At 40.0% G+C, this 24760-nt stretch carries 22 protein-coding genes and 1 pseudogene; 6 read left to right on the forward strand and 17 right to left on the reverse strand.

Features of this window, described 5'->3' with window-relative positions; genetic code table 11:
• Positions 1-170: 170 nt before the first annotated feature.
• The 7 genes from ggt to FAR12_RS10080 form a co-directional block, all read right to left on the reverse strand.
• Complete coding sequence (ggt, locus tag FAR12_RS10050) at positions 171-1811, reverse strand: gamma-glutamyltransferase (protein WP_126408572.1); 1641 nt, start codon at positions 1809-1811, stop codon at positions 171-173.
• Positions 1808-2989 carry an amidase gene (locus FAR12_RS10055; RefSeq protein WP_126408573.1) on the reverse strand — a complete coding sequence of 394 codons (1182 nt, stop codon included), beginning with the start codon at positions 2987-2989 and terminating at the stop codon, positions 1808-1810. Before FAR12_RS10055 ends, ggt begins: the two co-directional genes overlap by 4 nt.
• A gap of 62 nt (positions 2990-3051) precedes the next feature.
• Complete coding sequence (locus tag FAR12_RS10060) at positions 3052-3873, reverse strand: XdhC family protein (RefSeq protein WP_126408574.1); 822 nt, start codon at positions 3871-3873, stop codon at positions 3052-3054.
• Between the two features lies 1 nt (position 3874).
• Complete coding sequence (locus tag FAR12_RS10065) at positions 3875-4744, reverse strand: FAD binding domain-containing protein (protein WP_126408575.1); 870 nt, start codon at positions 4742-4744, stop codon at positions 3875-3877.
• Complete coding sequence (locus FAR12_RS10070; RefSeq protein ID WP_126408576.1) at positions 4738-5205, reverse strand: (2Fe-2S)-binding protein; 468 nt, start codon at positions 5203-5205, stop codon at positions 4738-4740. The genes FAR12_RS10065 and FAR12_RS10070 overlap by 7 nt, the downstream gene beginning before the upstream one ends.
• Entirely contained in the window at positions 5192-7354 is a 2163-nt protein-coding gene (locus FAR12_RS10075; protein WP_126408577.1) for a xanthine dehydrogenase family protein molybdopterin-binding subunit, read from the reverse strand. Before FAR12_RS10075 ends, FAR12_RS10070 begins: the two co-directional genes overlap by 14 nt.
• A 265-nt stretch (positions 7355-7619) precedes the next feature.
• Positions 7620-8198: a nucleotidyltransferase family protein gene (locus tag FAR12_RS10080; RefSeq protein ID WP_170972159.1), complete on the reverse strand. Its 579-nt coding sequence runs from the start codon at positions 8196-8198 to the stop codon at positions 7620-7622.
• Between the two features lie 227 nt (positions 8199-8425).
• Between FAR12_RS10080 and murQ the strand changes: the two genes are divergently transcribed.
• From murQ to nagB, 6 genes are all read left to right on the forward strand, one after another.
• Entirely contained in the window at positions 8426-9325 is a 900-nt protein-coding gene (gene murQ / locus FAR12_RS10085; protein ID WP_126408579.1) for an N-acetylmuramic acid 6-phosphate etherase, read from the forward strand.
• A gap of 36 nt (positions 9326-9361) precedes the next feature.
• A complete protein-coding gene (locus tag FAR12_RS10090; protein ID WP_126408580.1) occupies positions 9362-10222 on the forward strand; it encodes a MurR/RpiR family transcriptional regulator in 861 nt (286 codons plus the stop codon).
• Between the two features lie 21 nt (positions 10223-10243).
• Positions 10244-11602, forward strand: a complete 1359-nt coding sequence (locus tag FAR12_RS10095; RefSeq protein WP_126408581.1) for a PTS transporter subunit EIIC — start codon at positions 10244-10246, stop codon at positions 11600-11602.
• Positions 11599-12606, forward strand: coding sequence for a MupG family TIM beta-alpha barrel fold protein (locus FAR12_RS10100; protein ID WP_126408582.1), 1008 nt, complete (start codon positions 11599-11601; stop codon positions 12604-12606). The genes FAR12_RS10095 and FAR12_RS10100 overlap by 4 nt, the downstream gene beginning before the upstream one ends.
• 359 nt (positions 12607-12965) lie before the next feature.
• Complete coding sequence (gene nagA, locus FAR12_RS10105; RefSeq protein ID WP_126408583.1) at positions 12966-14129, forward strand: N-acetylglucosamine-6-phosphate deacetylase; 1164 nt, start codon at positions 12966-12968, stop codon at positions 14127-14129.
• Between the two features lie 5 nt (positions 14130-14134).
• Positions 14135-14869: a glucosamine-6-phosphate deaminase gene (gene nagB, locus FAR12_RS10110; protein ID WP_126408584.1), complete on the forward strand. Its 735-nt coding sequence runs from the start codon at positions 14135-14137 to the stop codon at positions 14867-14869.
• A 36-nt stretch (positions 14870-14905) separates the two neighbouring features.
• On the opposite strand, the gene FAR12_RS10115 is transcribed toward nagB, so the two are convergent.
• The 10 genes and pseudogenes from FAR12_RS10115 to FAR12_RS10155 all read right to left on the reverse strand — a co-directional run bounded on the left by FAR12_RS10115 (position 14906) and on the right by FAR12_RS10155 (position 24681).
• Positions 14906-16366: a protein adenylyltransferase SelO gene (locus tag FAR12_RS10115; protein WP_126408585.1), complete on the reverse strand. Its 1461-nt coding sequence runs from the start codon at positions 16364-16366 to the stop codon at positions 14906-14908.
• 84 nt (positions 16367-16450) lie between these two features.
• Positions 16451-17011 carry a hypothetical protein gene (locus tag FAR12_RS10120; protein WP_126408586.1) on the reverse strand — a complete coding sequence of 187 codons (561 nt, stop codon included), beginning with the start codon at positions 17009-17011 and terminating at the stop codon, positions 16451-16453.
• Positions 17008-17643 (reverse strand): SCO family protein, encoded by a 636-nt coding sequence (locus FAR12_RS10125; protein WP_126408587.1) that lies wholly within the window; start codon positions 17641-17643, stop codon positions 17008-17010. Before FAR12_RS10125 ends, FAR12_RS10120 begins: the two co-directional genes overlap by 4 nt.
• Positions 17644-17728: 85 nt before the next feature.
• A complete protein-coding gene (locus FAR12_RS10130; protein ID WP_126408588.1) occupies positions 17729-19426 on the reverse strand; it encodes a cbb3-type cytochrome c oxidase subunit I in 1698 nt (565 codons plus the stop codon).
• Between the two features lie 14 nt (positions 19427-19440).
• Positions 19441-19902, reverse strand: a complete 462-nt coding sequence (locus FAR12_RS10135) for a cytochrome c oxidase subunit II (protein WP_126408589.1) — start codon at positions 19900-19902, stop codon at positions 19441-19443.
• Positions 19903-19915: 13 nt separating this feature from the next.
• Positions 19916-20059 carry a hypothetical protein gene (locus FAR12_RS23400; RefSeq protein ID WP_170972160.1) on the reverse strand — a complete coding sequence of 48 codons (144 nt, stop codon included), beginning with the start codon at positions 20057-20059 and terminating at the stop codon, positions 19916-19918.
• A gap of 231 nt (positions 20060-20290) precedes the next feature.
• Positions 20291-22154, reverse strand: a pseudogene (locus tag FAR12_RS10140) (ABC transporter permease).
• The gene (locus tag FAR12_RS10145; RefSeq protein WP_126408590.1) at positions 22129-22893 is read right to left on the reverse strand and encodes an ABC transporter ATP-binding protein; all 765 of its coding nucleotides are present in this window, start codon (positions 22891-22893) and stop codon (positions 22129-22131) included. Before FAR12_RS10145 ends, FAR12_RS10140 begins: the two are co-directional and overlap by 26 nt.
• 85 nt (positions 22894-22978) lie before the next feature.
• Positions 22979-23980 carry a sensor histidine kinase gene (locus FAR12_RS10150; protein ID WP_126408591.1) on the reverse strand — a complete coding sequence of 334 codons (1002 nt, stop codon included), beginning with the start codon at positions 23978-23980 and terminating at the stop codon, positions 22979-22981.
• A complete protein-coding gene (locus FAR12_RS10155; RefSeq protein ID WP_126408592.1) occupies positions 23977-24681 on the reverse strand; it encodes a response regulator transcription factor in 705 nt (234 codons plus the stop codon). Before FAR12_RS10155 ends, FAR12_RS10150 begins: the two co-directional genes overlap by 4 nt.
• Positions 24682-24760 lie beyond the last annotated feature (79 nt).

The raw sequence follows: 24760 nt of genomic DNA on the forward strand, positions 1-24760 counted from the left end.
ATCTGAAACCGACATTTACGCCTCCAACTAGGTTCAGTGGCACACATTAATTTTGCACGGCACTTTTCGCTACTCCTATATTGTTTTTTGAGGTTAAATAGGTAATTACTTAACCAATTTAGCTCCAAAAGCAACAAAGTTTACGAAAAGAGCCTTATTTAAAAATGAAATCAATATCCTAATGCCAATCCATCTCCTCTAGGGTCGGCACCACCATATTTCACACCACTTACAGGGTCAATCTTGATCACACCTGCATGACCCATCACATCTGTAAAATCTTCAAGCACCTCTACTTCATGCCCTTTTTCCTGAAGTATTTGAATCACTTCATCCGATACTCTACTCTCGATTTTCAAACTATTCGACGCTGCACCCCATGTTCGTCCATATAACCATCTTGGCGCTTCAATCGCCGCTTGAACTGGATAACCATAATCGACCATTCGCGTAACAAGGGCAGCCTGTGTTTGCGGCTGTCCCTCTCCCCCCATCGTTCCATATACTAAGGAAAGTGCGTCTTCTGAAAACATCATGGCTGGATTTAATGTATGGTAGGTGCGTTTGCATGGCTTCAGGCAATTCACTTGCTCCGGGTCTAACGAAAAGAAGCTACCTCGATTCTGTAGCACAATCCCAGTATTCTTTGGAATAAAACCTGAGCCAAATTCATGATAAATACTTTGAATCAAGGAAACTGCATTTCCATCCTTATCGACAACACCGAGCCAAATCGTATCTCCTTTAGGGTCCAATTGTTTTTCGAAGCTCTGCGCTCTTGTAAAATCAATTTTATTTGCCAGCTCCATTCCTCTTTGAGGTGACAGCAAGTGTTCTAATGGAATCGGTGAGAATTCCGGATCCGTTAAATATTGATCCCGATCCAAAAACGCGAGTTTGATAGCCTCTGTTAAAACATGATAATACTCCGCTGAACCTTCATTGATTAAATCCAGATTAAAATTATTCAATATATTTAAGATAGAAAGAGAAGCAAACCCTTGGGAATTTGGTGGCACATTATAAACCGTATGTCCACGATACTTAACGGAAATCGGCTCTACCCAATCACTTGTATGACGTGCAAGATCACCAGCTGTTAACAATCCACCATTAGCTTGAAGGTCTTCAAAAATCGCTTTCGCAATTTCACCTTGATAGAAGGACTGACTTCCTCCTTTAGCAATACCCTCTAATGTTAAAGCCAAATCCGTCTGTTTCATCATGTCTCCAGCCTGATAGGCAAGCCCACACGACTTCAAAAAGATTTTGCAAAACTCAGGGAATCTTTGCAAATAACGAAATTGACTATCCTTGTCATCGAGATTCACATTGGTCCAATATTCTTGACTTGGCGTCACAGGAAAGCCTTCTTTTGCATAATGAATGGCTGACTGAAGCAATTGCTCCCAGCTATATGTACCTTTTAGTTGTTCTCGTGAAAACTGATATGCTTGCTCCCAACCTGCAACAGCACCTGGTACCGTATTGGCCGCAAGCACTCCCCTTGATGGAATTTTATCTAATTGCTGTCTTTTATAAAAATCAATCGTGACGTTTTCACCGGAGCGCCCCGAACTATTGAGAGCTTTTAATTCTTTCTTTTTGGCATCATACACTAACCAGAAGTTATCCCCACCAATTCCGTTCATATGAGGATAAACAACACCAATTGTTGAGACCGCCGCAATCGCAGCTTCAACTGCATTTCCTCCATTTTGCAAAACCTTCATACCTGCTTGCGTCGCCAAATAATGGGGAGTTGTAATCATCCCATTCGCTGCCATCGTTGTTGGACGGTACGATTTCATATCAAATGTGCCTCCCTTAGACTTGTCACAAAAAGGTTCGTCCATTTTAACAAGTTCAGATCTTGAAATTCATTGGCTATAAACGATAATCCAATGGGTAGTCCATCTTCTTTTACAAAGGGAATCGTTACCTGTGGAAAACCTGTTAATCCAGCAATGCACGTTAATTGCATCGTTCTTGAACGATACTGTTCCATTTTTTCCATAGAAAGATTTTTCAAGGGAGCTTCACCAGGCGCAGTTGGAATCACCAACAATCCATTATCTTTTAAGAGCTTCGATAACTGCTCTTTAATTTTCTCTTTCCTTTCTATCTTCGGTTCAAGTTCGTCTTGATTTAATGTACTAGTCCACAAAAAGCGTTCCGCAATCCCAGGACCGAAAGTAGGCCTCTCCCGCTCAATCCACTCCCCATGTTCCTTCCAAATCTCGATACCTTGAATAGTTCGAAACAGGTTCGCCCACTCAGAGAGCCCAGCCTCAGCAATTTTCAAAGTGCTTTTCTCCTCCGAGTTAGAGACAGCTTTTAATAAAATTTGCTTCGACTCCTCTTCTAAAAATGACCACGCTTCCTCCTCCAAATAAAAATGAGTAAATTCCTGTTCTCCTGAAGAGCTTGGCGGGATAAGTGTTTCGCCAACTTTTAATAAGAGATCAGCTTCCCTTGCCATCCAACCTACTGTATCAAAGCTTTTCGCTAACGGAATGACGCCAGCAATATCTACATATCCATGAGTTGGTCTGAATCCGAAGATTCCACAATAAGAAGAAGGGATTCGGACAGAGCCACCCGTATCAGTCCCAATCGCAAAGTCTACAAGTCCCGCTGCTACCGCAACAGCTGAACCACTCGAGGAACCACCTGGAATTCTACCAGGAGAATTTGGATTTATCGGCGTCCCATAATGAAAATTCTCTCCATTTAGGCTAAACATCAGTTCATCTGTATGGGTCGTACCTGTGATGGTGGCCCCTTGTTCTAATAATCTATTAATAACTGGAGCATTTTCATTCGCAGGTTCATGCGTCCTAAGCCAATCAGGGTTCCCAGCTGCATTTTGATATCCTTTAATGGACATAACATCTTTAATCCCACAAGTAAGTCCATCTAAATTCCCTGAACCGACTGACTTTATATTGAGATCATTTTTAACAAAGGCATTCCATTGATCCGTCATTAGAACCTCCTCCTTAGCCTGTTTTCGTTTGAGAAAAGAGCATTAATAAAAGAAACCCATCTTTATACAGATGAGCTTTCCTTTTCAACATGAATCAATTTTTCTCTATCCGCTGACTTATTTCCTGCTCGACTCACTTTAATGATTTCTGAAATAATGCTGATTGTGATCTCCTCCACCGTTTCAGCCCCGATCTCAAGACCAATCGGTGTGTATACTTGCTCGAGCTGTTCCTCTAAACAGCCTTCTTCTTTCAGTTTCTTAAAAATTTGCAAAACCTTCCGTTTGCTTGCGATCATCCCGATATAGGCGCATGGATATTCCAACGCCTTCTTCAAAACTCGGTCGTCCCCATCCTTCGTACAGATGATGACAAAGGATTTTTCGTCTAAGCGTGCATTCGTTAAGGCATATTCAATATTTTCATTCACGTGAATCTCGTCGGCATTCGGAAATCGTTCCCGTGTACAATAATCCGGTCGGTCATCAACAACTCGGTATGGATATTGTAGAAAATCAAATTGCTTCGCTAGCCCGAAAGCTACATGGCCCGCTCCCACAATGACCATCTCCGGCCGATTTGTGTATACCTCGATAAAAACACTTAATGTCCCGCCACAATGCATGCTTATGCCATCTTTAGCGTTTTTATTAAGCTTATATTGAACAATCGTAGACTGACCTCTTTCGATTGCTTTCAGCGCCTCCTCAATCACATACAGCTCAGCAAGTCCCCCACCAACCGTCCCTTCAATGGTTCCGTCACGATAAACAATCATTTTTCCAACATGCCTTGGCGTAGAGCCTTTTGATTCTATAATCATCGCTAACGCAAACGTCTCATTGTACCGAACTAATTCCGCTACTCTTTCCATTAGCAACATGCTAGGACAACTCCTTTGATGTTAAAAAGTAACGTAATAGCTTAAGAGCAACCGTTTCACGATAATAAGCTGTTGAGCGTTGATCATCGATTGGATTGATAACTGAAGAAAAATCAGCTACTACTTCTTCTAACACTTCTGCCCTTAAAGGATATCCTTTAGCCAATAGCTTTTTTTCGATTTCCAGCGAGCGCACCATCGTTGGTCCGACTGCCCCAAACGCAAATCGAGCATCTGCAACTTTGCCATCCTTCACTTGTAGCAATCCGGCAAACGACACCTTCGAAATGGCATCGGCCTGTCGATTGGCGATCTTTTCAAAAACCAAATAGGTACTCTCTTCATCAACCACATCCGGTAAAATGACTTCTACTAACAATTCATTTTGCTGACGAGCAATTCTTCGTGGTCCTTGAATGAAATCATGAATTTCTACGATTCGATCACCTAAAAAAGAACGTAGAACTAACTTCGCATTAAAGATATACAAGAGAGGTAACATATCCCCAGCCGGTGAGGCATTGCATATATTCCCGCCTATGGTTCCTCGATTTCTTATCGCTGGTGCAGCCACTTCTCGAATCGCTTTCTTAAATACACTCGGGATTAAAGAGTGTTCGAGCATCTCTCCATACGTACAACATGCTCCAATGTGAAGGTTACCTTCCGCCAAATATGTTTGCTTAAGTTCACTAAGATGGTCGATAAACACAACCGGTCCCGCAATTTTCGGAGCCACCCCTCGACGACTTTTATGAAGAACCATCACATCTGTTCCCCCGGCAATGATCGTACAATCCTCTTCATTTAACTTTGCAATCGTCTCCTCCAACTTATCAAAATGATAAGAATCCACTGTCTTCGTCACCATAGGCCATCACCTTTTTTCACGGCAAGTTGAATCGCATCGACAATCATGTTATAGCCTGTACAGCGACAGAGATTCCCCGATATTCCTTCTCGAATCTCCTCTTCCGTTGGATTTGGATTTTTCGATAATAAAGCTTCCGTCGCAATAATCATCCCAGGTGTGCAGAAACCACATTGGACACCACCTGATGTGGCATAGCACTCATTCAACACCTGATATTGTGGTGTTTGGCTATATCCTTCGATCGTCTGCACTTCTGCTCCTTCTAGTGCACCAATTGGAATTAAACAACTGTTTTGCACAAGATTATTCACAAGAACACTGCAGGCACCACATTCCCCTTCGCCACAGCCTTCCTTCGAACCAATTAAATCAAACTCTTCTCTTAACAAATCTAGTAATCTTACAGTGGAAAGAGCATCTGTTTCAACAACACTCCCGTTGAGTTTAAATTTTATCAACAGCTTCCCCTTCTCTCTTTTCAAGACTTTCGATGATCACTTCTGGAGTAATAGGAATCTGATAAAAAGAGACGGCGAGGGCATCCTCAATGGCTGACTGAACAGCAGGTGCACCACCAATCAACGTCAATTCCCCAACTCCTTTTGCCCCATATGGACCTCCTGCATATGGATTGTCATAGAGCTTGCTTTCGATATGAACAATATCCATCGAGGTTGGCGGGCCATAATCGGTAATACTCCTTTGCTGAATCTTCCCTTGTTTTGACGTCATTTTTTCCATGAACCCATAAGCAAGACCTTGAGCCATACCACCATCAATTTGACCCTTTACGATTCGCTCATCAATCGCTTTTCCGATATCAAAACTCGCATGAATTTCTCCTAATTGAACATTGCCTGTTAACGAGTCGACTTCCACCTCGACCATGTTAACTCCCCATGAATAAGCAGGATAGGCATCTCCTGAGAATGTTTTTTCATCCCACGGAATCATTTCCTCGTGAACATAGTGTTCAACAATTTCTTGCTCAGCTCCAGACTGCCACTGCTCTTTAAGTCTTCTTGCAGCACGTTCCAGTAACTTCCCAACAATCATCGTCGTTCGAGATGCAACTGTCGGACCTGAATCCGGTACATCCTTCGTATCAGGGTACGGAAACAAAATCTCTTCATACGGAACATTTAATTCTTGTGCGACAATTTTACTTAACGTTGTAAAAATCCCTTGCCCCATATCCGAGTTTGAGATTTTCACCAACACTTTGTCTTCTTTTGTTTTTAAAAGCTTAACGGTCGCTTTAATATGATCTCGCTCGCCACTTCCGGTGAAGCCACAGCCATGTAAAAAAAGTGACGTGCCAATTCCTTTTTTGTAGCGAGGGCTTTGTTGATTAAATCTAGTAAACTCTTCTTTTGTCTCACGGTATTTCATTGTTTCTAGAAGATCCTCAATCATGTCCTCCATGAAAACCGGATCTCTGAAACGTCCATTGGTAATAGTCGGGTCACCTTGCTTCACCAAATATCTACGCTTATACTCAAGGGGGTCCTTGCCAGCAATTCGTGCAAGATGCCCCATATGACTCTCAATTCCGGCAAAGCTTTGCGGTGCTCCAAAGCCTCTGAATGCTCCGTTTGGTACGGTATTCGTTTTTAACACATAACCTTTGGCATGATAGTGTGGAATTTTGTAAACACCTGCACTGTTTAGCAATGCTCGTTGCAGGACAACTGGACTTAGGCCTGTATTGGCTCCCCCATCAAGGAAAACTTCTGTACTCATACTAAGAATATTTCCTTCCTTGTCGAGAGCTGTTTTATATTTGATTTTAGAGGGATGTCTTTTTGTCGTTACCACTAAATCTTCGGATCGATCAAAAAGTAGCATAACCGGCTTTTTTACGACTTGTGCCGCAATTGCAACATGACAAGCCATCATCGAAGGAAAGTCCTCTTTTCCACCAAAGCCTCCACCTGTTGGACTTTGAATCACTCGTACTTCATCGTCATCGCATGCTAAGGCACTAATCAATGCATTTTTTATATAATAGAGACATTGCATCGATCCCTGTACTTGGATTTTATCTTCCTGATAAATTCCCAACATGCCTTGTGGCTCTAAATAGACATGCTCTTGATACCCTGTCTCATATTCTTCCTCTATAATTTGGTACGCTTCTTGTTCAATCTTTTCTATCGACTGGAGGCTTTCCCCAAATTCATGAGTCGCCATCACATCAGTCATTTTCCCAATCGCGTCGTCAAGTGTATATGTAGCTTCATGTTCTTCAAATTCCACTTCGACTTCATCAAGCAATTGATAAAGTACCTTAAGTTCTTTTCCGACGAGCATAAAAATGGGTTCCCCAATATAATTGACCCACTCATTCGCAAAAATCGGCTGATCAGGAACTAAGATTTTGACGAAATTCCCGCCTGGAATATGCTCAGCTCCAATGACGTGATACCCTTCTGGCAAAGTAGGATACTGGATGGAAAGGACTTTTCCATAGGCAATGGGCGAACGGAATAAAACGCCATACAGCATGTCTTCCATCTTCACGTCGCTGATATAAGGAAGTTGACCTGCTACTTTGTCTACATGATCCTTTTTCACTACTGACTGGCTAATGTCTTTCGTAATCATATGAGCAACACCCTTCGACCGATGATAAAAGGCATCCTTCTTAGAATAGACGCCTCTCTTTTTCGCACTGTAAAATGAATTTTATTAATTATATATGAATCTGATTTTAAAAAAATGGTTTTTGTCAGAACATCTCACATTATTTTTCTGAAAATTACATTATTTTTTCACATCATTGATTTCTCTTCATTCACTCGCTTTCCGCCCCTATCAACTAGCGATTAAACAAAAAAAATAACTGCCACTTTAATGTCCCAGGCAACAGTCACTCAATTTGTTCCTCATAGTATTCTATGATTCTTTTATAATCCTCTGGTGTGTCTAGATCCATAAGTACACCAGGGTCATCTACATTTACATATTTTTTCACAAAACCTTGGAGTATCGTTCGCAGATTACTATCTGCTCCAGCCGCAAGAATCGCTCTTTGAACTTCATTCGTTAGCTTAATCGGATGTCCACCCTTATGTTCGTAACTTGGAATGACAACATTCTCCTTAACTCTTGCTAAGGTCTGAACGGTTTCCTTCTTCACCAGTGGACAGTCACCCGGCGTGATAAAAAATTCTGTTGCACTTATTTCTTCACAGCCCTTTTGAATGGAACTAAACATCCCCAAATCAAAATTCTCATTATAAACATATCTTATTTCTATTGAATGGATTTGTGAGATAGCTTCTTGAACATCCTCAGCTCTGTATCCACTTACAACAATGACTCTTTTGCAAACCCCTTCGAATTTCGAAATCGTGTGCTCTAGAATCGATTTCTCCCCGAGGGGTAACAGCATTTTGAAATCCTTCGCTCGACTAGAAAAACCAGCTGCAAGAACAATTGCTTCCAAACCCCAACTCCCCCTCAAGCTCCAATTTAGTAGTTTAATCATAAATCCAGCACAATTCTTGGTCAATAAGACACCCTTTTTTTGGCAAAACTTATTATGATGTAAAAGTATATTGAAATAAAATTTCATTATTTTATAAAATTTATTGAAATTTTGTTTTGAAGGAGATATATTAGTGGTGAACAGATGAAAACGACATCAAGCCAAAAACACGGAGGAACTTTACCATGCAACATAATTTGAAAACGTTAACAACAGAATCTCGCAATGAGCGTTCTATGCAAATCGATACAGCTGAACCAATGGATATATTAAAAATCATGAATGACGACGATCAAAAGATTGCAAAAGCAGTTGAAGAAGAACTACCCAATATCGAAGTTGCTGTTCGATACACGCTCGAATCCTTTAAACAAGGAGGAAAACTTGTTTATATTGGAGCTGGAACAAGCGGTCGTTTAGGTGTTCTAGACGCTGTAGAATGTCCTCCGACATTTAGCACCCCACCTGAAATGGTACAAGGAATTATCGCCGGTGGTGAAAATGCTTTTGTTAAGGCTGTAGAAGGTGCAGAAGACAAACCAGAAGCTGGAGTAGCTGATTTAAAAGCAATTAACCTTACAGAAAAGGACACCGTGATTGGAATCGCAGCAAGTGGAAGAACACCTTATGTCATTGGTGCACTCCAATACGCTCGCAGCATCGGTGCTAAAACAGTTGCTCTATCTTGTAACAAAAATGCCCTTATTAGTAAGGAAGCAGACCAGGCAATTGAAGTAGTTGTTGGACCTGAAGTATTAACTGGATCAACAAGATTAAAAGCAGCGACTGCTCATAAAATGGTCCTTAACATGATTTCAACATCTTCCATGATTTTATTAGGGAAAGCCTATGAAAATCTGATGATTGATGTTCATGTGAGCAACGAGAAATTGAAAGAACGTGCCATCAACATCATCACGAGAATTACTGGTGTTAGCTATGAAGAAGCCCTCGAGGCACTTCAAGCATCTAACCAACAAGTAAAAGTGGCTATCGTCATGCTGGCAAACAACGTAACAAAAGATGAAGCCGTAAAATTACTTGAAGAAGCAGACGGATACGTTCGCAGAGCAATTAATAAGTAAACTAGAATTTTCGGTTTAAGGAGGTGATGTATCACGATTATTTCCGGTGGATTAAAAATCATCGAAAATATGCTGGGACAATTGCCAGAGTCTGAAAGAAAAATCGCCCAGTATATTCTGCAATCTCCACATGAAGCTGTAAACTGCACAGTTAGTGAATTAGCAGCAATTACCGAATCAAGTGGTGCCGCGGTCATCAGACTATGTAAATCACTCGGTTTCAAGGGGTTTCAAGAATTAAAAATACGTATAATTAGCGACTTAGGGAAACCGGTTGAACAAGGGTACAGGGATTTTGAACGTGGCGAAAAGAGCGAAGATATCGTACAAAAAACGTTAAGCAACAGTATTCAGAGCCTACGTGATTCTGCTGAAGTTATCCATTATGAAGAGTTAGAGAAGGCTGTTCAAGCACTATTAGCCGCCAAAAATGTTCATTTCTTTGGCATTGGAGCTTCACATATCATCGCCACAGATGCTCAACAGAAATTGCTTCGTATCAAAAAGAGCTCGACAGCTTTTTCTGACACACATTTAGTGGCAACTTTGATCGCGAATGCCGAGCCAGACGATGTCTTGTTTGGAATCTCTTTTTCAGGAGAAACGCCTGAAGTTATTAATGTGATGGCATTAGCAAAAGAACAAGGCATGAAAACCATTAGCTTAACAAAATACGGGCAATCTTCTGTTGCAGACTTAGCAGATATGAAGTTATTTACCTCTCATTCTGCAGAAGCTCCATTTAGAAGCGCTGCCACATCCTCTCGACTAGCGCAGCTTTTCATGATTGATATTTTGTTCTTATGCATGGCATCTGAGCAATTTGAAGAGACGGTCGATTATATCGACAAAACGAGAGGTGCAATCCAATTTCTAAAAGATCGATCATCAAAATGAAAATGATGGGGGGAGCCTATTATGGCAGATAATAATAAAATTCTTGCTGAACAAATATTAGAACAGCTTGGTGGTTCACAGAACGTTGCGGCTTACACACACTGTATGACAAGACTTCGTGTTACTCCAGTAGATGAATCACTTGTGAATAAAGATGCTATTAAAAAGATCGACGGCGTAATCGGAGTTGTTGAGGAAGATACAATACAAATCATCCTCGGACCTGGTAAGGTCAACAAAGTTACGGATGAGTTTGGGAAATTAGTTGGCGGCGAGATTAATTTAAAAGACCGCGCCGCAAGTGTGAAATCTGAATTAAAGAAAAAGAACGCAACACCTTTCAAGCTTTTCTTAAATAAAATTGCGAGTATCTTTATTCCATTAATTCCGGCCCTAGTAGCTTCTGGTTTAATCACAGGGATTTCAAAGGCAGCTATTCAAGCTGGCTGGTTAGCTGCTGAATCACAGCTTGCTATTATCTTAACGGTTATTGGTGGAGGATTATTCACTTACCTTGGTATTTTAGTCGGTATTAACGCGGCGAAAGAATTCGGTGGTTCACCGGCACTTGGTGGATTAGCTGGGATCTTAATTCTTAATCCCGCAGCTGCAACAATTATTTTATTCGGTAAAGAACTCGTCCCAGGACGTGGCGGACTTATTGGTGTTTTACTTGCAGCTATTTTCATTGCTATCGTTGAAAAACGTGTACGTAAATTTATTCCTCAGTCACTTGATATTATCTTGACGCCAACAATCGCTTTATTGGTTACTGGTATTGTCACTTATATTGTCTTTATGCCTGTTGGTGGATTCATCTCTGACGTCATTACAAAAGGTTTACTTGCTGTTTTAGATTTTGGTGGAATTGTCGCTGGATTCGTCCTTGGTGCTACTTTCCTTCCATTAGTTGTAACTGGTTTGCATCAAGGTTTAACACCTGTACACTTAGAATTAATCAATACCATTGGGGATGACCCATTATTACCAATCCTGGCAATGGGTGGTGCTGGTCAAGTCGGTGCTGCATTTGCGATTTATTTCAAAACAAAGAAGCCTCGTTTAAAGAAAGCAATCGGCGGCGGACTTCCATCTGGTATTTTAGGAATTGGTGAACCACTAATTTTCGGGGTTACACTTCCACTTGGTAGACCATTTATTACAGCATGTCTAGGTGCAGGTGTCGGAGGAGCTTTCCAAGCGTTCTTTAATGTGGCAACTGTTGCCGTTGGGGTGTCCGGTTTACCACTTGCCTTCCTTGTAGATGGTACTGGCCAAATTCTTCTATATTTACTAGGCGTATTAGTAGCTTATGTAGCTGGTTTCATTTTCACTTACCTATTCGGATTTAAAGATGAAATGGCAGTTGAATACGATTGATCGGAATATCATTCTATTTAAATGACAATCTAGCAGAAGAACTAATTGTTCTTGCAGGAAAAATGGGTGTGAAGCGAGCGTTTACCTCGCTTCACCTCCCTGAAGAACAAGGTGAATTAGCTGAACGAGCAAAAAATCTATTAAAGCTAGCCAACCAAAATGGGATTGAAGTTTTTGCGGATGTATCCTATAAAACACCTTCTCATTTAGGGATTGATAGTTTTTTCGACTTAAAGGAGCTAGGTGTAACAGGACTTCGTTTAGACGATTTCTTTGACCACAGCTTGATTTGTGAATTAGCGAACGAGTTTAAAATTGCGGTCAACGCCAGTATTTTATTCGAAAAAGATTTGGACTCTCTTATCTCACAAGGATTAAAAGCAGAGCATATCATTGGTTGGCATAATTTTTATCCACGTCGTGAGACTGGTTTGAGCAAAGAGTTCTTCCGTCAGCAAAATGAATTATATAAACGCTATGGCATTCCAATCAGTGCCTATGTTCCTGGAGATGGTGAAAAAAGGGGTCCCCTATTTGAAGGGCTACCCACTCTTGAAGACCACCGTACTGCAGATCCATTCTTGTCTGCACTAGAGCTTTTCCAAGATGGTGTTGAAGATGTGTATATCGGAGACCCTGAGCCTGGGGAAGTGCTATTGGAACGATTAGTGAAATTTGATCATGAAAATAAGATTTCACTTCGTACCGAGAACGGCTTCGGTCATCGAGGAATCTATCAATTAAGACCAGACTTTTCTAGAGACGTGTTGCGATTTATGGACACAAGATCAATTGAACCAATCGCTCCTTCCGCTAATAGCTTACGTCTTATTGGTACAATTACGATGGACAATCAACTCTATGGACGTTACCAAGGCGAAATTCAAATTACTTTACGTGATTTACCTGCCGATGAACGAGTCAATGTGATTGGAAAGATTCATGAAGATGATGTACCATTATTATTGAGGCTTAAGCCAGGAATGATGGTTGAACTTATTTAGATAGACAGAGGCATATCTTTGCGAAATGCTCTTTTCTCATTCATTGTTGCTTTTTCTACAAAAAATCAATGAATTTAATTTTTGTTTTAAATGATATCTGGTCGTAAATCAATGAGAAAAGAGCTTGTAAACTAGTTACGATGCACCAAATGACTATTTCTACGTTAAAATCGGCCGCTGGCCAACGGCAGTAGGATTTTAACAACAATCTTTACGAAAACAGCCTTACGTAAACAGCCTTAGCTGAAGAAAATCTAATCCGCCGAGACTGGATTGGATTTTTTTCATATGATATAGACAAACTTAAAGAATGAAGTACCTTCCTCTTTTTCTGTCTATAAAGAAAGGAACTAGAACTCATGAAGTCCATACTAATTAAGAATGTTAAAATTTTCACAGAAAAAGAAGTAATTAATCAAGGTTCCCTCTTGATTGAAAATGGGACAATCTCTCAGGTTACTTCTACATCACTTGAAACAGAGCAGCTTGAAAATAGAATCATAATTGATGGGACCAATTTAAATCTGATTCCCGGCTTTATTGATGGACATATCCATGGTGCATATGGTGCAGACGTAATGGATGCAACAGAAGCTGCACTCGATACAATGGCCACAAACTTACCAAGTGAAGGCACAACAAGCTTCCTTCCTACAACAATTACTCAAGCTCCTGAAAATGTTGAAAAGGCGTTAATCAACGTTAAAAACTATCAAAACAAAGCTGGTCAAGCTGAAATTATCGGAATCCATTTGGAAGGTCCATTTGTGAATAAAAAGCGTGCAGGCGCACAGCCACAGCAGTATATCGTTCATCCGAACCTAGATTTATTTGATAAATGGCAGTCTCTTTCTGGAAACCTTATCAAAACAATCACAATAGCACCTGAGCATGACGAGGATGGCCAATTTATCAGCTCACTTCAAAAGTCAGGCGTAAATGTATCTGCTGGACATACCGATACTAATTTTTCAGGAATGAAAAAGGCTGTGTCTGAAGGTGTTCGCCAAGTTACTCATTTATGTAATGCGATGTCTGGCATTCATCATCGCGATATTGGCGTAGTTGGTGCTGCATTTCAATTAGAAGAATTACGTGCCGAGGTGATCTGTGACGGCATTCATGTTTCTCCTGAAATGCTGCAGTTGGCGTACAACAACATCGGAAGTGAACGCCTAATTATGATTACGGATTCCATGAGAGCGAAAGGTTTAGAGCCAGGAGATTACGAACTTGGCGGTCAACCCGTTAAGGTTTCTAATGGCCGTGCAGTACTTGAAGATGGCACACTTGCTGGTAGCATTTTAAAAATGAACGAAGGTGCACAGCAAATGCTTCAACTTGATGGAGTTTCTATCGCAGAGATTATTGAAATGGCCTCCGTCAATCCTGCTAAACAGATTGGCATCTTTGATCGGAAAGGTAGTATCTCGATTGGAAAAGATGCAGACCTTTTACTCGTAGACGACCAATTTAATATCCAATACACAATTTGCCGTGGCGCAATAGCTTACAAAGGGTGAATATTATGAAACTAATAACTGTAAAAAATTATGATGAAATGAGTCAAAAAGCAAGTTCGTTTATTTTAGATTTAATTCAAAGCAAAGAAAAGCCTGTACTAGGGTTAGCTACCGGCTCAACTCCTGAGGGATTATATAAATACTTAATCAAAGCCTATGAAGAAGGAAAAGCCTCTTTTCAGCATGTCACTACATTTAACCTAGATGAATATGTAGGAATGGAAAGAACTGATGCAAATAGCTACTATTCTTTTATGCAGGAAAACTTCTTTAAGCATGTCGATATTTCTCCAAGTCAAACCTTCCTTCCTAATGGAAAAGCTGTAGATTTACAGGCTGAATGCAAAAACTATGAAGAGCTTATCGCGAATGCTAATCAGGTTGACATTCAAGTATTAGGAGTAGGTTTGAATGGGCATATCGGGTTCAACGAACCAGGTACTTCATTTTCAAGTCGAACCCATGTAGTCGATTTAGATGAGTCAACACGTCAGGCCAATTCTAGATTTTTTGAAAGCCTAGATGAAGTACCTACACAAGCGATTACGATGGGCATTGAAACAATCATGGAAAGCAAAATGATTCTCCTTCTCGTTTCAGGAGAACAAAAAGCTGAAGCCCTTGTTCGCTTATTAGAGGATAATGCAATCACCGAGGATTTCCCAGCATCGATTCTTCGTGAGCATCCAAATGTGATCATCATTGCTGATGAAGCTGCATCAAACCATCTTTCAAAATAAGCAAAAAAGCCGACGTAATCATTGTCGGCTTTTTCATCATGTTCCGCAAAAGGTTTGATAAGGCTGATCAGCTGGGCCAGGTAAGGTGCAATACTCCTCCTGTTCAGGAGTATAAGTAAATGGGTTAGAAAGAGCGGCTAGCAGACGTTCCATTACTTCGTAATCACCCTTTTCAGCTGCTTCTAACGCTTCCTCCACTCTATGGTTCCGTGGGATGACTGCTGGATTGGTTGTGCGCATTAATTTATGTGCAGCGTCTAAAGATTGTTCCTGTCGGCCAAGCCTTTGACGCCATCTCTCATACCAGCTGGCAAATTCAGCAGCACTAAATAAACTAGATCTCTGTGGTTCGTTTAAAGTTAACGCTCTGAACGTATTCGTATAATCGGCTTCGTTCATTTGCATCATACCGAGGAGGTTATCAATCAAAACTTTATCCTCTTCCTCTTCGTTAAAGAGTCCTAACTTCGCTCTCATTCCCGCCTGCCAGTTAGATTGATACAATTCGTTGTAGTTTGTAATCTCAGTTTGTGCGATTTTAACAGCCTCTTCTTGATCCTCATGGAGAAGTCCTAACAGACTTTCGGCAAATCGAGCAAGGTTCCATCCAGCCATATAGGGCTGATTCGCGTAAGCATAGCGACCTTGAACATCAATCGAACTAAACACGGTCTCAGGGTGATACGTATCCATAAAGGCACAAGGTCCATAATCAATTGTTTCCCCACTAATTGTCATGTTATCCGTATTCATGACACCGTGGATAAAGCCCACAAGCTGCCACTGGGCAACAAGCTTCGCTTGACGTTTGATTACTTCTTGAAGAAGCTTCAGATATTTTTTTTCGTTATCGTCAATATGTGGATAATGTCGCTTGATTGTGTAGTCCGCAAGCTCCTTCAGCTTCTCTCCTTGAAAGGCAGCAACATATTGAAAAGTTCCAACACGAATATGACTTGCAGCCACGCGGGTTAAGATTGCCCCCTGCAGCTTATCTTCTCGATAGATAGGGTCCCCAGTTGTTACCACAGCAAGACTTCGCGTTGTCGGAATTCCTAATGCATGTATCGCTTCGCTAATAATATATTCCCTTAGCATTGGTCCAAGTGCGGCACGTCCATCCCCACCACGTGAGTAAGGTGTTCTTCCTGAACCTTTAAGTTGAATATCCACTCTCTCACTTTTCGGTGTAATATGCTCCCCTAGAAGAACCGCTCTTCCATCACCTAACATATTAAAATGGCCAAATTGATGACCTGCGTAGGCTTGAGCCAAAGGAAATGCTCCGGCAGGAATATCATTGCCAGCAAACACTTCGATATTTTCATCAGACTTTAATGCCTGAACATCTAATCCAAGCTCTCTTGCTACCGACTCATTAAGCTTGATCAGCTTTGGCGAACTAACTGGACTTGGCTTGACGCTGCTATATAATGATTTCGGTAATTCGGCATAACTATTATCAAAGTTCCAACCGACCTTTTTTTCCTCCGTCATCGAAACCCTCCTTTAAGTAAAAATAATCCTACTTATATTATAGATTACTTTTACGACTTATATCAGGATTTCGATTTGCCAAACTTACTCATATTTTGTTGGATCGACCGTAAAGGCATAAACTAAATAAATGACAAGACAAATGGCTGTTGTAATGAAGCCCCAGCCTAGTGTTAATTGATCAATGACTAAATAATTGTTACATAGCTGATCCTCTGACCAAATATATAAAGCCCCCATTCCAAAATATTTCACCGTAAAAATAATGATAATCAGATTTTTGCCAGCCTTCGTGAGCTTTTTCCAGCTATCCCGTAAAGGAAATCCTGCTAAAAATGGCAAGCTAATAAACTTCCAAGCTTCGATTGCTTGATAGGTTAATGCTTCATCCATCGTTCTAGGAATTGTCCAATAAATAATGACAATCATGAACAATGTAATTCCTGGTATGCCGTTGCTATTCCATTTTTCAAAAAAGCGTGGAAATCTTTTTAGAAAAATGCCAGCCATTAAAAATCCTGAAACTACAAGCATCGGCATTTGCATATGCATATGGGTAATCATGATTGATTCTACTAAATTCGCAACCGGTGGAAGCATCAAGAAAATATAGAATAACAGTCCGTAGATGAATTGTGTCATCATTGTTGACCCACTTCCTTTTCAAGGATGCTTGTCACTTTGTCGGCAGCCATCTCATTTTCTGTAAAATCCATGACATCAATTAAACGTCTATTTTTATCAACGAGATAAAAAGCTGAGTTATGGGTGAAGTTCCCTCTTCCATCTGGTATCACAATAACTCCGAATTTTTCAAGCAATGAATCGAGTTCATTTTGATCCTTAATTCTTGCCATCCTCCAAGTTTCCCCATCACTTTTAAAAGCCTTACGATATCTTTCTAATGTTGACGGATCATCTCTTTCTGGATCAAAGCTTATACTTAAGAATACGATATCTTCTCCGATATATTTCTTTGGTAGTAAATCGTACACTTGGGCCATGTTATATTCCAATTGGGGACAAACGGTGTTACATGAGGTATAAAGGAATGTGATAAAAAGATACTTATCCTCAAACTCAGATATCGAGTAGGTTCTTCCTTTACTGTCCTCAAGGGTAACGTTTGGAAACTCTGGTTGTTCATCCACGAGCTTATTTACCCTAGCTGTTTCTTCGGTAAAAGCCTTAAAACCATCTGTCCCAATATAAAACAACACACAGCCAAACAAGATGACAACAAGTAAGGATATATTCGTATGTCGATTTTTGAACATCGAAATCACTTCCCAAATCTTAATAACAAGTTTTTAAAGTAGAAAGAGACAGCCCAGAAAAGGTGCTATCTCTTTCATTATGGAATCACCAAGTCTTAAATGGTGGTGATCCTGGTGGTGCATTTACAATCATATCTGTGAGTGGTAGAACATACGCCATCGCAATTACGATTAGCATAACTACTACCCAAACGCCCCAACGCTCTGTCATATATGGAGTTTTTGCTTCATCCGCTTCCACTTCAGCAATTGGGAATTCAGTTGTACCTTTTGGTGCAAAGAACATCATGTTAAATACGGCATACACTTGAATAATCACCGCAACAAGTAATAATGTCGCTCCTACACCTACTGCTGCCATATATGGATCCCAGCCTAATGATGCTGAGAAATCACCATAGGTTGTATAAGAAGTTCTTCTTGGAGCTCCGAATAATCCTGCAGTATGCATGGAGAATGCCATGATGACCATACCGATAGTCCAAATAATTGTTTGAATGACGCCTAATTTGTTCATTTTTGGTGTTAACACACGATTTGAAATATATGGAACTAACCAGTAACTCACACCGAAGAATGTCATCACGACAGACATTCCAAGTGTTAAGTGGAAGTGTCCTACGATCCACATTGTGTTATGAACAACTTGGTCTAATTGGTTTGTGCTTTGAACGATACCACCTGCACCAGCTGGAGCAAAAGCAGCCATTGCGATAAATGGTGATAAGAAGCGAACATCGCCCCAAGGCAATTTCTTAATCCAACCAAGAGCACCTTTAGCTCCTTTTCTTCTTCCAGTCCGTTCGAATACTCTAAACATCGCATAAGCAGTCATTAATGACGGGAATCCGATTGCTAAGCTCATGAATACGTGCATGAATTTAATTGGTAACGAAATACCTGGGTCAATAATTTGATGGTGGAATCCACCTGTAATATTCATAATAACTAAGGCAATAACCACAACTCGTGTTAAATAGTCATTGAAGCGTGTTCCGCCAATTACTTTTGGAATCACGACATACCAAGCAGAAACGGCCGTTAAATACCAAATGTTAACCGCTGTATGTCCGAAAGCCCAGAACAATGTACGTGCTACCATAACATTGATTGTATCTACCCATCCAAGTGACCATGGGATAATCATGAAAAGTACTTCAACGGCAACAAATGCAGTTGCACCGACTAATAGAACAAATACACCAGTAGCAAAGAAAGCTAGAATTGGAAGGTGCTCACCCTTATGATTTTTTCTCCAATTAGCGACATTTATAAACGCTCCAGCGGCAAGGAACCATACACCAACAACAATTAATGCCAAACCGAAATAGAACATTGGATGTGCCTTCATTGGTGGATAGAAAGTATACATAACAGAAGCTTCATTCATTAAAATTGGAATCACTACTAATACGAAACCAACAATTTTTGTCCAAAAGCCAATCCAAGCAATTTTTCGAACCTTAGGAAGCAGTCCCCCTAACGTATGGGAAAGTCCTGCATAAAAGTAACCAATCGTGAAAAATGCGGAAAGCACAACAACTAATAAAATGCCATGCGCCGTTAAGACTTGATAATAATTTAACCAAGCAGGTAGTTCGAGCAAGCCTGCACGGTTTAGACCTTGTAATAACCCAAGTAGTCCGCCTAGAAGCAATGCAATAAAAGCAACGGCTAAATATGATTTTGAAATGAGTGCATCTTGTTTTGAAATACCAAGTGCTTTATTTGCTTTATCCGTAAAACCTGACACTAACTTATTTTGTGATACACTTGTTTGCACGGTTCTTCCCTCCCTTATTTAACCGTAATTGTTGTACTCATGACTTGGTGACCGGCACCACAATACTCATTACATAACACTAAGTACTTACCTGGTTCATCAAATTTTTGTGTGATTTTTTGAATATGTCCTGGCATTACCATTGCATTGACATTGGTGCCAGCGATTTCAAATCCGTGTACAACGTCCTTTGATGTCAGAATGAAATGCACAGTTGAACCTGCAGGTACCTCAATATCCATTGGGTTAAAGCTAAACACTTGGAGAGTCATGACGACTTCATATTCGTTTTCCCCAACTTGTTTAATACCAGGCTCATCAAATGGTGCCGTTTCATCCACTTTTTGCGGATCAATCAGTTCATTATTACTTGGCGGTCCCATTTCCAAGGCAAATGTTTGATAGCCCGTGATAAACATAAAAATCATAATCATTCCGAAGCTCAATGTGAGCCAAATTTTCTCATCGAGATGCATGTTCGTTCCCCCCTTAAACTCTGTCCATGTACAGACCGAATAATGTAAAATAAGTAACTAAAATGACTAATGCAACCACTCCAACAGAAATCCATGTTCCAACCTTTGATGAAGCTTGAACATCCTTATTTTCATTTTGAGGATTTGTGGTTTTCATTGAATTCCCCTCCTTAGCTTTCTCACTTACAGCATAATTGCGAATGAGAATCAGTGTAGTGAGTAAGATCACTATGAGGAATAATTTGTTCGAGGAAATGACAAGAGTTTGAATTTCTCTGAAAAGTTAGGGGCGTAATTGGAGCAAAAAATTAAAAAGGCAGGCAGAGAAAACGATTAAGTTTTCTCTACCTGCCAATTTTCAAACAGCCATTTTAAATTCATGTCCATACTAAAGAACAGTTTTGACCTGCTTTGTATAGAAAAAGCGAACAATGTAAAAATAAGCAATTTGGATGACTAAAAATATGCCTAGTACCATCATTGATATCTTCGTTAAGTCATAATAAAAGAAGTGAGATAATGCAGTCAGAGCTACTGCACCATGAATCAGTGCCACGAGAATTGGTGTGAAGAAAAGAAGAGCTGTTTGGCGGGTCAAAACCTTTTTCAATTCTTTCTCCGTTAAGCCCATTTTAGCAATAGAACGGTATTTTTGTTTGTCTTCATCTAAATCAGCGTAGAGTCGGAAATAAAGGAAACTTCCCGCTGAAACGAAAAAGACAATCCCAATAAATAACCCTACGAATAATACAAGCCCATACTGCTTATTTAATTGATAGACATCATAATCCCTAGCATAAAATTCACCAGGAGAAAGTACTTCTGCTAACTTTTCGGAAGCTGGTATTATGTTATCTTCCCCAGCCGTTACTTGCCACACTTGATGGTACTCTTCTCTCTTTGATGCTGGTAGTTTCTCGAAATCCTGATCAGAAACGAGGTAATATGAATCTGTTGCAGGTAGGGCTCTAGAATAAATAACTTCCTCTGGTTTTAAGCTAACACCAGTATTCAACTCAATGGCTTGCTCAAGCAATTCTTCCGTTTGTCCAAATTCATTCCCGGTAAATTCAACAACTTTGACTTGTCCATTTTGAATATCAATTGTGTCTTCCCCAAGTAAACTAGCAAAGCGATTAAAATCCGATTCCCGAGCGATAAGGATGGAATCTTGAGCAATCTCATAATAATGAAGCATTGTTTGCTCTTGATCGGCTTTCATATGTTCTTCCTTAATGGTTCTATTAATCAGCTCTATATCCTGCTCTTTTTGCTCAACAGCTGAATATGAGAACGTATAAGGATTTCTATTTTTCAACCCTTCCGTAAGAAAAGTTTGAAAACCAAACAACGTCCCAATTGCACTAAACGCAACAGTGGAAACAATCGCCACCATGAAAAAGGTTCGTGCATTGTCCTTCATTCGGAAAGCAAGATCAGATAGTAAAATCATGTTCGTTTTTTTCCAAAAGATATTGTCATTCTTTTTAATTTTGCGGATCAAATAAACACTTAGCTGAGTAAATAATAGATAGGTTCCAAGAATCACAACAATAACTACTGGCAACAATGCGACTACTACAGCGACTCCCTCCACAATTAAGGCAACTGCATAGCCGATTCCAATTAAGAGTGCGGCTAAAATCGTAAGAAAAAGATTTGCCTTTGGTTCGCCCTTCGACTTCTTATTTCCTTTAATTAAGTCAATCAGCTTTCGACTACGTAATACATAGGATACAAATAACGAAATAAAGAAAAATAACAGGATAAAGGAAACAAAAGTTATGATAAGTGCCTGAATCGGAATATAAAAGTTTAGTTGGTTACTCATCACAAGTACATTTTCCGCAAGCAATAAGATCCCTTTGGAAAAAATCAAGCCTAGTAATATCCCACCTACTGTCGCGAAAAAGCCAATCACCATGTTTTCCATGAATACATACCATTAAGCGAATCTGCCGAACCGACATCCCTTGCATCATCAATAACCCAAACTCTTTCTTCCGCGTATTCAAGAATGAGCTCATGGAATATAGAATGAAGAAAAAGGAAAAGACATAGATGATTCCTGATGCAATGTTCATCCCTTTTTGTACACTTGAATTCATATCACTTCCAGCTAAAGCTGGATGAAACGCGAAAATCGCAAAAGTAAAAAATACCATTACCGTAAATATGCTGCTTAGGAAGTATGCAGCATACAACCTTTTATTACGTACGACATTATTAAACGCGAATCTGCGAAAGGTCATGGCCATCCCCTCCTAGTAAAGAAAGTGTATCGATGATTCTTTGGAAAAAGGCTTGGCGATAATCTCCTCGATGAATTTCTGAATAGAACTTTCCGTCTCGGATAAAAATCACCCGATCGCAATAACTTGCCGCTTGTGGATCATGGGTTACCAACAACATTGTTGCACGTTCATTCTTATTGATAGACTCCAACATTTCCATAACGTCCTTCGATGACTTTGAATCAAGGTTTCCGGTCGGTTCATCAGCGAGTAGCATCTTCGGCACATGAATCATTGCCCTTGCCACAGCAACCCTTTGTGCCTGACCACCAGAAATTTCATAGGTGCGTTTGTTCATAATAGAGGTAATCCCCAATTTTTCTGCGATGACCTGTGCCTTCTCCTTCATCTCCTTGACCTTTTTCCCATCAAGAGTCAACGGAAGGACGATATTTTCCTCCACAGTTAAAGTGTGAAGCAAATTGAAGTCCTGGAACACAAACCCAAGTTCACGTCTACGGAATTTCGCCAATTCCTCTTTTTTGAGGCGATGTGGATTCCTTCCATTGATTAATATCTCCCCAGTTGTAGGTTCATCAATTGTCGCAATCATATTTAAAAGGGTCGTTTTCCCACTACCGGATGGACCCATAATTCCAACAAATTCCCCATCTTCAACAGAAAAATTAATATCATTTAAAGCTTTATAGACAATTTTACCTTCATATATTTTACTAACCTGTTTTACTTCTAACATCACAAGATCCCCTTTCTAATTCTGATCTGTGATTAGTATACCTTGCTCATTCCAACCTTAACTATCGATTCTTCTTTCACTTTCCTTACAAGCTTGTAAGGTTCTGAGTTTCTGTAAAAATGATGCGGAAGGTTGTACCTTTCCCTAATTCTGACTCCATTTCAATTCGGTGTCCGAGGGTGTCTAGTGTCTCCTTCGTCAAATATAGCCCCATACCCGTGGATACTCGAAATTTCCTGCCATTTTCCCCAGTATAAAAGGGATCGAAAATCCGCCGTTTGTCCACCTCTGGAATGCCAATACCAAAGTCTTTTACTTCTAAAATTGCTTCTTTCCCTCTTGCATAAATAGAAGTGACAATACGTTCACTAGTTCCTGAAGAATATTTAACAGCATTATTAATAAGCTGGGAGAGAATAAAAAATAGCCATTTTTCATCGGTCTCAACCATCATTCCTTCCTTTTCCACTTCTAGCTTAGGATAGACTTTGTTACGAATATAAAATCTTTTATTCTCTCCGTTCACTTCATCCACTAATTTCACGAGATTTACCGGCTTAATATGAAAATCCTGTTCAATTGTTCTCAGACGTGCCATATAAAGGACCATATTCAGGCTCGTTTTCATTCGTTCCGTCTCTTCTCGGATGTTGGAGGATTCGGGCTCATCTAAATTTTGGGCAGTAAGTTCAATGACCGATAAAGGGGTTTTCATCTGATGCACCCATTGATCCATGAACTTTCGATGTTCGCCCTGCTCTTTTTCAACTGATTCTAGTTGACTTTGAAACAGTCTGTACTGATTATGTAATACCTGATCGAAGGCGATGGAAATCGGTGCATCATCTGTTTTTTGTAGGCTATCATCTAATGATTCTAGTGGCTGATTCAAACGCTTGTACAACTTTTGACGTGAGATATAATAATAGAACAGATAGCAGCCAAGAATGAAAAAATTGAGAAAAGTTGTGTAAAAAAATAGCTGGATATCTCGATATCCATCAAACCAGAAGATGGAAAGGACAACGAGCATTTGAATAGCCTGTACAACAATCAGTAAGGAATGCTCCCTAAAAAACAATCTCATTCCTCATCTTCCTTCCACGAAACCTGCAACCGATATCCTGCTCCTCTTACCGTTTCCACTGCATCTTGTATGCCAATTTCCTGAAACTTTTTCCGAACCCTTGTGATGTTTACATTCAATGTATTTTCATCAACATAGCTCTGGTCATCCCAAAGTTTCTCTAGTAAAGCTTCACGTCCAGCCACTCGTGGATAACGTTCCATCAAGCTTTCAACAATATCTGCCTCATTTTTTGATAAAGAAATGGTTTGGTGTCCAAAGGCCAACTCCAATCTTTCCGGAAAAAATTTAAGACCAGCATTTTCTAATACCCGGTCCTCTTGCCTAATGGCATACTCTCCATAAGCACGACGCAGCTGGCTACGAATTTTAGCTATGACAATTTCTGCACTAAATGGCTTCGTAATATAATCATCTCCACCATTTTCCAGAGCCATTACCTGATCCATTTCTCCAATCCGAGCCGAGATAAAAATCACAGGGCACACAGACTCCGTCCGAATTTGCCTGCACCAATAATACCCATCAAAGCTTGGCAAATTTATATCTAAAAGAACAAGATCTGGATTTATCTCATAAAATGCATTCATTACATGTTCGAAATCAGTCACACAAGTTACAGCATATCCGTATTTTTCAATATGTGTTTTCAAATGTTCTGCAATCTTCGGATCATCTTCAACAATCATTATTTTTTGCATACTCAATCACTCCTTGTATCAAATATCATTATGGCACAGAATGGAAAGAGCAACAAAATAATCTATTGAAATATTAATC

It is taken from the genome of Bacillus yapensis (assembly GCF_005280205.1).
GTDB lineage: Bacteria > Bacillota > Bacilli > Bacillales > Cytobacillaceae > Robertmurraya > Robertmurraya yapensis.